The sequence below is a fragment of the Pseudomonas sp. ENNP23 genome (genome assembly GCF_001728945.1).
Classification (GTDB): domain Bacteria; phylum Pseudomonadota; class Gammaproteobacteria; order Pseudomonadales; family Pseudomonadaceae; genus Metapseudomonas; species Metapseudomonas otitidis.
In genome coordinates this window covers 23,688-32,438 of sequence record NZ_LYSP01000057.1, presented here as the reverse complement: position 1 = coordinate 32,438, position 8,751 = coordinate 23,688, and the positions used below count along the sequence as shown (strand labels likewise).

Below are 8,751 nucleotides of genomic sequence, written 5' to 3'. Positions count from 1 at the left end.
CGACTGGAAAAGGGACTCGCCCGGGAGGGCGAAACAAGAAACACCAGCAGAACTCGATAATCAGCTGGACCTTCTAGAAGTAGTCTCCTCACCCCAAAAGCACCGAGCCCCTCGCAGGCCCCGCCCCCCTTTCTCTACACCCGCTCAGGGCTTCGCCACCCACGGCTTCGGCCGCTCATACGCCCCCAGGTCACAGCGCGCCACACCATCACCATCCCCGTCACGCGGGCGCTTGGAACCGCGCTGGTCACGGGCGGTGCAGGTGCCGATGCCGGCATCCACCGCCGGGCTGTGCGGGCGCAGGGCGTGGGTCTGGGTGCGTCCGTTGTTGTCCGCCAGCGGGTAGAGGACCTGGGTCATCACGTCGGCCTGCTCCACATAGAGCTCGCCCGTGCAGTTGCCCGGACCGGTGCCAAGCAGCAGGCCGATGGCCTTGTACTGCGCCTGGGCGCCCCGGTTGTCGCAGTTCATCGGGGTCGCCAGGTCCTCGTCGAGGTTGCCGGCGATGATGCTGTTGCGCAGGGTCACCTTGCCGAGGTTGATCAGGCCGTAGCCACCGCTGTTGTTGGCGACGGTCACGTTCACCAGCAGCGCTTGCGGCGGCGTGCCCCCCATCTGGTACTGGCCATTGTTGAAGGTTCCCTGCCCGTAGTAGGGCTGGCGGTTGCCACTGAGGGTGGCGTTGGCCAGGGTCAGTACGCCGTCGTTGCCGATGGCCGAGCCGAAGCTGGCTTCGTTGCCGGTGAAGGTGGTGCGCGCCACGTCGGCGCGGCCCTTGTTGTAGAGCCCGCCGCCGAAGCCGGCGTCATCATCGTCGCTGGCGCGGTTGCCGAGCAGGGTGCTGTCGCGCAGCAGCAGGTCGCCGTCGTTGTACAGGCCACCGCCGAGGCCGTAGTGCCCTTCGCCGGCCCCCGCCCAATTGTTGGCGAACAGCGAGCGGTGCACCTCCAGCCGCCCGTGGTTGGCCACGCCACCGCCGTTGCCGGGCTGGAAGGCGGCCGTGGAGCGGTTGCCGCTCACTTCCACCTGGCGCAGCACCACCTCGCCGTGATTCTCCAGGGCGCCACCGTAGGTGGAGCTGTGGCCACCGGTGAGGCGCAGGCGCTCCAGCACCACGCGGGCCCCGGCGAACACTTCGATCAGCCGGTCGTTGGCCTCGGGGCTGCCGCTGATGACGGTGCGGCTGGGGCCCTGGCCGACGAGGGTGAGGGAGTCGCGGATGTCGAGGTCGCCGTTGAGGTTGTCGTCCTCGTCCAGCACGTCACCCTCCTCGTCGCGCCCGGCGGGCAGGCTGAGGCGGTAGGTTTCGGCCTGGAGGATGATGCGGTCCGGCCCCGGCAGCGCGTTGGCGGCGGAGATCGCGTCGCGCAGGGAGCAGTGGGCATCGCAGACGCCGTCGTAGCGGTCGTCGGTCTGGTTGACGATGAAGTCGGCAGCGCCGGCCGGCAGGCCGAGAAAGGCAAGGGACAGTGCGGCGCAAGGGGCGCCGAGGCGAGAGGCGATACGTGGCATGTGCATGACCCGTCCTGAGTGTCGTGGACAGGGCGCGGCCGCCGTTCGAGGTGAGCGTCCAGGCCCTGCCGGTTCCAAGGGGTGCGGATACGACCGGGCCTCCGCAGGTGCCGCCCGAATGCGGCAGGGTGATCGACCGGCGCAACGCGCCTGGGGTTCAGCGCGCCGGACGAAAGGTCATCCGCAGCCTGGACACCCCGTGGCAGAGCGGCCGCCTCCGGCAGGCACCACGGGCAGACGCCCACGCCGCCAGGGGTGAAACGCGACCTTCGGCGGGTTGAACCCCTTGGGCGACTTGGTCAGAATCGCCGCCTTTCGAAAAACCGAGCCGCACCGAACATGAAGAACACGCTCAGCCTGATCGCCCTCTGCATCGCCGCCTCCACTTCGGCCCTGGCCGATGACCAGTCCACCGCCAAGGGCTTCGTGGAAGACAGCCACCTCGACGTGCTGCTGCGCAATGCGTACATGAGCCGCGACTACAAGCACCACAACAAGGACAAGATGGAGTGGGGCCAGGGCGTCATCGGCACCTTCACCTCGGGCTTCACCCAGGGCACCGTGGGCGTGGGCGTTGATGCCTTCGGCCTCTACGGCCTGCGCCTGGATGGCGGCAAGGGCCGTGTCGGCGCGGCCGGCATCGACTTCTTCAAGCCCGGCGACAGCGGCCACGCCCAGGACGACATCGCCCGTGGCGGTGCGGCGGTCAAGGCGCGCTTCTCCAACACCGTGGTGAAGTTCGGCGACCAGATGCCCGCCCTGCCGGTGCTGAGCTATGACGATTCGCGCCTGCTGCCGGAGAGCTACACCGGCACCCTGATCACCTCCAAGGAGATCAAGGGCCTGGAGCTGAACGCCGGCCACTTCACCGCCGAGGCCCGCAAGAGTGCCGAAGGCCGTGACAGCGGCGGTCTCAAGCGCATCGACGTGCTGGGCGGCAGCTACCGCTTCAACGATCAGTTCAGCGCCTCGCTGTACGGCTCCGACGTGGAAGACGTGCTGAAGAAGCAGTACGTGAACCTGAACTACGTCTACCCGATCGCCAAGGACCGCTCCCTGACCCTGGACTTCAACGGCTACCGCACCCGCCTGGACAAGGACTTCGCCAAGGACGACAACCGCACCAACCGCATCTGGAGCCTGGCGGCCACCTACGCCATGGGCGCGCACGCCTTCACCCTCGCCCACCAGCGCAGCAGCGGTGACATCGGCTACCTCTACGGCGGCTACCAGAGTGCCGACTACATCGGCGACGGCGGCACCACCATCTGGCTGGCCAACTCCTACTGGTCGGACTTCAACGGCAAGGACGAGAACTCCTGGCAGGTGGCCTACGGCCTGGACTTCGCCGAGTACGGCATCCCCGGCCTGAGCTACCGCGTGGCCTACGTGCGCGGCGACAACATCGACGCCGGCCAGGCCGGCCGTGGCCAGGAGCGCGAGATCTTCAACCAGGTGCAATACCTGGTGCAGGAGGGCCCGGCCAAGGACCTCAAGCTGAAGCTGCGCGGTTCGATGCTGCGGGCGTCCAACAACGTCAACAGCTATGTGGACGATGGCAACGAGGTGCGGGTGTTCGTGGAGTACCCGATCCGGGTGTTCTGATTCCCGTCCCGTTCCGAAAGGCCCCGTCGTGAAAGCGCCGGGGCTTTTGTTTGTCTCCACCTCAGCTCAGGTCGCGGCTGAGCAAGCTCGCGGTCAAGCCGATAATCGAGCTTCGCGGATATTTTTTGTTTCGCCCCCTCGGGCGAATCCCTTTTCCAGTCGCTGGATCGCCAGCCCGGTGAAAAGGAATCAGAAAACTTGCCCCTGCATCCGAACTAGGCGTCCCCGCCCGACTACGTCGGGTCCCCTCACTCCATCGTCGTTACTCGCTCCGCTCGCCCTTCGGGCCAGCCTTCGGCTGTTACTTCGCTTCGCTGCGTTTCACGACGATTCCGCTTGGCCTCCTGAAGGGGCGCTGTCCCCGCCTTACCCCACGATCCGGCCAATGCATTCCGAGTGCGCTTCATCTCTGGATGAGCAAGCGAAGGATTTATCCCCTGAAAAGGCCCTTGAGCAAAAAGCCAGCCAGGCCTCAACGTTTCGAGCACGGCAAGTACACCGTCGAACGGTTCACATAAACGCCCGGTGCTGCCCATCCGCTGACTAATGGCCTGGCGCCATCAAGCCGATCCGGGCACCATGCGCACCCGGCGGCGATACCGCCCTGGACAGTCGTACCGAAAAGGATTGGCAGTGAAGACGTACACGCGCATGGCCGCCCTGCTGGCGGTGGCCCTGGTGGCAGGGGGCTGCTCCACCCGCACCTATTTCAAGCTCCCGGACGATACCCGGGTTTCCGTCTACGAACGCGCCGAGCAGTACCCGCAAGGCATGGTCACCACCCGGCCGTTCTTCTGGACCGCCAGCGGTGGCATCCCCTACAAGCTCACCCGCGCCGACGGGGCGCCGGTGCAGCAGGGCAAGCTGCGGGCGCGCTTCCGCGTGGCGTCGATCTTCTGGCCGCCGTTCGCGATCATCTACTGGCCCATGGGCTTCGGCCAGCGCTGCTATGACCTGACCTCCACCGAGCCGCAACAGTGCACGCGGGGCGACATGGTCCAACTGAAACGTGACGAGCGCCTGAAGGACTGAGGCAGGAACCCGCACCCGTCATCTGTCGGCGGGTGTCTCAAGGAGGATTTCGTGATGAACCGACGCGGCATCCTGCCGCTGCTGGTGGGCCTGCTGCTCTGCGCCCTGACCCCGGCCCAGGCTGCCGGGGAGGCCCGAGCCATCGAACAGGCCAAGGCTGCGGCCCATGCCTGGCTGGCGGTGGCCGACCGTGAGGACTACATCCGCACCTGGCAGCAGGCGGCCAGCGTGCTGCGCCGCAGCACCAGCCGTTACGAGTGGGTGACCCTGGCGGTGGACCTGCGCTCGCCCCTGGGGGCGCTCAAGCAGCGCGAGCTGCAGGGCGCCAGCTACGCCACGCAGTTGCCGGGCCTGCCGGACGGGGAATACGTGATCCTGCAGTACCGCAGCGACTTCGAGCACCGGGACGGCGCGACGGAGACGGTGACGCCGATGCGCGACAGCGACGGCCAGTGGCGGGTGGTGAGCTACTTCGTGGATTGACCCCGCGCCCGACGGGCGCGAGGTCCTGGCGGGTCAGAGCACGAACGTGGCAACGGCGGCGCCGATGCCCAGCACGGCGATGACGATGCCGCCGATCAGCACCAGACGCCCCTTGGCATCCTCATTGGCCGCTACCGAGGCTGCCGCTTCGGCGGGAGCCGGGGCCACGGCGCGCAGGGGGTTGGCCGATGCCGGCTGGCTCACCTCGCGGGCGGCCGCCGGGGCCGGCTTGGGCAGGTCGACCACGCGCACGAACTGGGTGGCGTCCTCGTCGGCCGCCTGGCGCACGTCCACCTTGGGCCCGATCACCAGCAGCGTCACCGAGGCCATGCGCACCTGGTCGCCGGGGGTGAGCACGGCGGTGCCGACCTTCTGCTGGTTGACGTAGACGCCATTGGCGGACGCCAGGTCCTTGATCTCCAGCACGTCGTCCTTGAGGAAGAACTCGGCGTGCCGGCGGGACAGCTCCAGGTCGCTGAAGCACAGCTCGCACTTCACCGAACGACCAAAGGTCATGGAGCCGGTGACGTGGTACTTGCGCCCTTCGTTCTCGCCCTTGATCACCTGCAGGAACCAGCGCGCGGTGGGCGCGGCCTTGGGCTTGACCTTGGCCGGGTCGACCAGCACCAGTTCGACGGCGCCGATCTTCACACGGTCCTCGGAACGCAACTGGTAGCGGGCGCCGATGCGCTCGCCGTTGACCAGGGTGCCGTTGCGGGTGCCGCAGTCGGAGAGGTAGTAGTGGCCGTGGTCCTGACGGATTTCGGCGTGGAAGGGGCTGACGTCCGCTTCGTTCAGTACCAGGTGGTTGCGTTCGTCCTGGCCGATGGTGAAGCGCTCGTCCGCCAGCCAGATGGGTTCCTGGCGGTTGTCCGCGAAGTGAATCCTGAGCATGTCCGAAGTCCTTGATTTACGTTGCGCCAAGCCGATTGCCCGGCTGACCTGTTCCCGCGCATCAATCGAAGATGCGATTCCACAAACGCTTGACCGGGTTGCCACTCTGCTGCTGCCGGGCCGTCTGGCCAGAGGCGCGGGCCTGGGCCCTGCGCACGCGCTGGGCATGACCGGCCTGCAGGGCCAGCAGGGGTTCGTCCAGCGGGCGGACCTTGAGCCCGGCCTCGATGAACTGCTGGGCCAGGGCGAACTCGCGGTGCCCGTAGGCTTCGTCGGCAAGCCGGGCGAAGCGCGCGGCAACGCGGTCGAGCCCCTGCTCGGCGCGGGCCTCGTCCGGGTTCAGGGCCAGTGCCTGGCGGTAGTGGTAGACCGCGCTGTCGTCCTCGGGTTGCACCAGGCGGTCCTCGGCCAGGCGCGCATCGCCCTGGGCCAGAGCGGCCTCGATGCGGGCCTGCTTCACGCGGGCAAGGCCATCGCGGGCCTGGGCGTTGTCGGGTTCGCGGGCGAGTGCGCGGTTGAAGAAGTCTTCGGCGCTGTCTCCGGCCGGGCTGGCCAGTTGGCCGGCGGCCAGGCGCTGTTCGCCCTGGGCCAGGAGGTCGCGGATCTGCTTCTGCTTGACCAGGTGCAGGCCAACGGCGGAGCCGATCCCCAGCAGCAGCACGCCAAGCAGTGCCCATCCCCAGGCGGGCAGGCGACGGGCCGAGGCAGCAGCCGGCACGGGCTGACGCGGGGACGTGCGCGCGGGGCCGGCCCCCTTGGCGAGGTCGGGGGTGCGGGTGACGCGGGTGTGGTCCTGCTCGTTCTCGTTCAGTTCGGCGAGGCTGGCCAGCAGCACGCGGCAGTCGGCGAAACGCTCTTCCGGGTCCTTGGCGAGCATGCGGTCCACCAGGAACTGGTAGGGCTCCAGGGCGCCGGCCAGGCGCGGCGGCTCCATCTGTACGTGGTTGAGCACGGTCTGGGTGTAGCTGGTGCCACGGAACGGGTTGGTGCCGATGAGCAGCTCGAGGAAGATCACGCCCAGGCTGTAGATGTCGCTGCGCGGGTCCAGGGGCAGGCACTGGGCCTGCTCCGGGCTGCTGTAGGCGGGGCTGCCGACGGCGACGTCATGCTGGGTGAGGTCGCTGTCCAGGGCCAGCTCCTTGGCGATGCCGAAGTCGCTGAGCACGGCGGTGCCGTCCTCCCGGAAGAGGATGTTGGCCGGCTTGATGTCGCGGTGGATCATGCCCTTGTCGTGCACCACCACCAGGGCGCTGGCGATCTGCCGGATGAGGGTCAGCGCGCGCTGGGGCTCGAAGCGCTCGCCCCGGTGCTGGGCCAGGTCGCCACCGGCGACGAACTCCATGGCGATGTAGGGGCGGCCATCGGCGAGCCGACCGATGTCGTGGATGGTGATGATCGCGGGGTGGTGCAGCGAGGCCACCAGGTGCGCTTCCTTGATGAAGCGCTTGGCGAAGGCTTCATCATCCAGGCGTTGCAGGACCTTGATCGCCACCTGGCGGTGCAGGGATTCCTGGGTGGCGAGGTAGACCTCGGCCATGCCGCCACGGCCCAGCCGGCCCTGCACGCTGTAGCCGGGTATCTCCAACAAGCTGTCGTTCATAGGGAAGGAAGGTGCGCTTATCGCTGTTTTCGGGAGCCGAACCATCGGCTGAGGAAGCCGCGTGGCGGGGCCTCCGGTGGAGCAGACTCCGGTGCCGGCAGGCCCAGCACGATACAGGAGATATTGTCCCTGCCGCCATGGCAATTGGCTAGCTCGACCAGCGTGCCAACCATCGCTTCGAGGGTGCTCGAGCGGCTGCAGACCTGGTGCAGGGTGGCGTCGTCCAGCTCGTTGCTGAGGCCGTCGCTGCACAGCAGCAGCAGCTCGCCCGGGGCGAGGCGGCCGACCCGGCTGCCGACTTCCAGGGCCTGATCGTCACGGCCGAGGCACTGGGTGACGACGTTGCGACGCGGGTCCTGACGGGCCTGCTCGGGGGTGAGCTGGCCAAGGTCCACCAGCATCTGCACCCAACTGTGGTCGTGGCTGATCTGGCGAATGCCGCTGGCGTCGATGAGGTAGCAGCGGCTGTCACCGGCCCAGGCCAGTTGGTAGGCGTCGCCTTGCAGGTGCAGGGCGACCAGGGTAGTGCCCATGCCGCGGCGCTCCTCGCCCCCTTCGGCTGCCACCGCGAGCACGGCTTCATTGGCGCCGTGTACGGCCGTGGGCAGGTCGGCGCCGGCCTGGATGTGCTGCTCCAGCGCCGCCAGGGCGGTGGCGCTGGCCACTTCGCCGCACTGGTGCCCGCCCATGCCATCGGCCACGGCCCAGAGGCCCAGGGTGCTGCTGCACAGCAGGGCATCTTCGTTGTGTTCACGCACGCGGCCGGCCACGGACAGGGCGGCGTAGGCGGGAGCGGAGGGGGCGGGCGTGCTGGGCATGGGCGGCGGCGGAGATCTCGGGTGAGTCGGGGCGACCCTGAATGATGGCGGCAGCCACGCTGGCTGTCGCGTTCCGTGCCCCACAAGTGTTAAACAGTCGAGGCTTTGTCGCACGCGTGGTGCGCGGCCCGGGCGTCTATGCTTGCGCCTCGGGGCCGGGCCGAACCGGCCCCGCCATGTGCAGCCGAACGCTCAACCCCGGCACCCGGACCCGAGGACGCCCCATGCGCGTGACCCGCTTCAGCTTCAGCACCCTGTTGCTCAGCCTGACCCTGCTGCTCGCCGGCTGCGCCGGCCAGTCCTGCGACGAGCCGCTTTCCGGCGAGGCCTGCCGCGACGAAAAGCTGCTCTACCAGAACGACATGCTGCAGGCCAAGCTGCTGATCGCGGCAGGCGACCCGGAGAACTACGAGCTGGCCGGCGCGCTGCTCAAGCGGGCGGGGCCGGGGGATATGCGCGGCGAGGTGCCCTTCTACCAGGCGGTGCTGCTGATCAACGAGGGCCCGCAGTTGGAAGAGGTGCTCGACCTGCTGGAGAAGGCGGCGGCACGCAAGCACCCCCACGCCATCGCCCTGCTCTACAAGATCTGGTCCGAACCCTTCCTGGCCACCGAGGCCGACCCGTTGCGTGCGGAGCTGTACCGGGCGCGCTACGCCGACCTGGACGTGGCCAAGAGCGGCTACCCGTCCTTCGAGAAGGCCCTGGCGGTGGTCAACACCCTGGTGGACCGCTCCAACCCGGCCGGGGCACAGGTCAGCGGGCGCTGAGGCCTGCGGCAATACGCCCAGCCCCACCTCGCCGACACCT

At 68.3% G+C, this 8,751-nt stretch carries 8 protein-coding genes; 4 read left to right on the top strand and 4 right to left on the bottom strand.

Annotated elements, in window-relative coordinates:
- Positions 1-144 precede the first annotated feature (144 nt).
- Positions 145-1,518 (bottom strand): CSLREA domain-containing protein, encoded by a 1,374-nt coding sequence (locus A9G05_RS23865; protein WP_069563317.1) that lies wholly within the window; start codon positions 1,516-1,518, stop codon positions 145-147.
- Between the two features lie 333 nt (positions 1,519-1,851).
- Here A9G05_RS23865 and A9G05_RS23860 point away from each other — a divergent pair, with 333 nt between their 5' ends.
- The 3 genes from A9G05_RS23860 to A9G05_RS23850 all read left to right on the top strand — a co-directional run bounded on the left by A9G05_RS23860 (position 1,852) and on the right by A9G05_RS23850 (position 4,632).
- Positions 1,852-3,117, top strand: coding sequence for an OprD family porin (locus tag A9G05_RS23860; RefSeq protein ID WP_069563316.1), 1,266 nt, complete (start codon positions 1,852-1,854; stop codon positions 3,115-3,117).
- A 633-nt stretch (positions 3,118-3,750) separates the two neighbouring features.
- Complete coding sequence (locus A9G05_RS23855) at positions 3,751-4,149, top strand: hypothetical protein (RefSeq protein WP_256548484.1); 399 nt, start codon at positions 3,751-3,753, stop codon at positions 4,147-4,149.
- Positions 4,150-4,203: 54 nt separating this feature from the next.
- Positions 4,204-4,632: a DUF4019 domain-containing protein gene (locus tag A9G05_RS23850; protein ID WP_069563314.1), complete on the top strand. Its 429-nt coding sequence runs from the start codon at positions 4,204-4,206 to the stop codon at positions 4,630-4,632.
- 33 nt (positions 4,633-4,665) lie between these two features.
- On the opposite strand, the gene A9G05_RS23845 is transcribed toward A9G05_RS23850, so the two are convergent.
- The 3 genes from A9G05_RS23845 to A9G05_RS23835 all read right to left on the bottom strand — a co-directional run bounded on the left by A9G05_RS23845 (position 4,666) and on the right by A9G05_RS23835 (position 7,944).
- Entirely contained in the window at positions 4,666-5,526 is an 861-nt protein-coding gene (locus tag A9G05_RS23845; protein ID WP_069563313.1) for an FHA domain-containing protein, read from the bottom strand.
- Positions 5,527-5,587: 61 nt separating this feature from the next.
- Complete coding sequence (locus tag A9G05_RS23840) at positions 5,588-7,126, bottom strand: serine/threonine-protein kinase (RefSeq protein WP_069563312.1); 1,539 nt, start codon at positions 7,124-7,126, stop codon at positions 5,588-5,590.
- 17 nt (positions 7,127-7,143) lie between these two features.
- Positions 7,144-7,944 carry a PP2C family serine/threonine-protein phosphatase gene (locus A9G05_RS23835; protein WP_069563311.1) on the bottom strand — a complete coding sequence of 267 codons (801 nt, stop codon included), beginning with the start codon at positions 7,942-7,944 and terminating at the stop codon, positions 7,144-7,146.
- Between the two features lie 224 nt (positions 7,945-8,168).
- Here A9G05_RS23835 and A9G05_RS23830 point away from each other — a divergent pair, with 224 nt between their 5' ends.
- The gene (locus A9G05_RS23830) at positions 8,169-8,711 is read left to right on the top strand and encodes a hypothetical protein (RefSeq protein WP_069563310.1); all 543 of its coding nucleotides are present in this window, start codon (positions 8,169-8,171) and stop codon (positions 8,709-8,711) included.
- The last annotated feature ends 40 nt before the right edge of the window (positions 8,712-8,751 follow it).

Coding starts and splice junctions, on each gene's coding strand:
- A9G05_RS23840 (WP_069563312.1), bottom strand. CDS start 7,126: ATGAACGACAGCTTGTTGGAGATACCCGGCTACAGCGTGCAGGGCCGG.
- A9G05_RS23860 (WP_069563316.1), top strand. CDS start 1,852: ATGAAGAACACGCTCAGCCTGATCGCCCTCTGCATCGCCGCCTCCACT.
- A9G05_RS23830 (WP_069563310.1), top strand. CDS start 8,169: ATGCGCGTGACCCGCTTCAGCTTCAGCACCCTGTTGCTCAGCCTGACC.
- A9G05_RS23850 (WP_069563314.1), top strand. CDS start 4,204: ATGAACCGACGCGGCATCCTGCCGCTGCTGGTGGGCCTGCTGCTCTGC.
- A9G05_RS23845 (WP_069563313.1), bottom strand. CDS start 5,526: ATGCTCAGGATTCACTTCGCGGACAACCGCCAGGAACCCATCTGGCTG.
- A9G05_RS23835 (WP_069563311.1), bottom strand. CDS start 7,944: ATGCCCAGCACGCCCGCCCCCTCCGCTCCCGCCTACGCCGCCCTGTCC.
- A9G05_RS23865 (WP_069563317.1), bottom strand. CDS start 1,518: ATGCACATGCCACGTATCGCCTCTCGCCTCGGCGCCCCTTGCGCCGCA.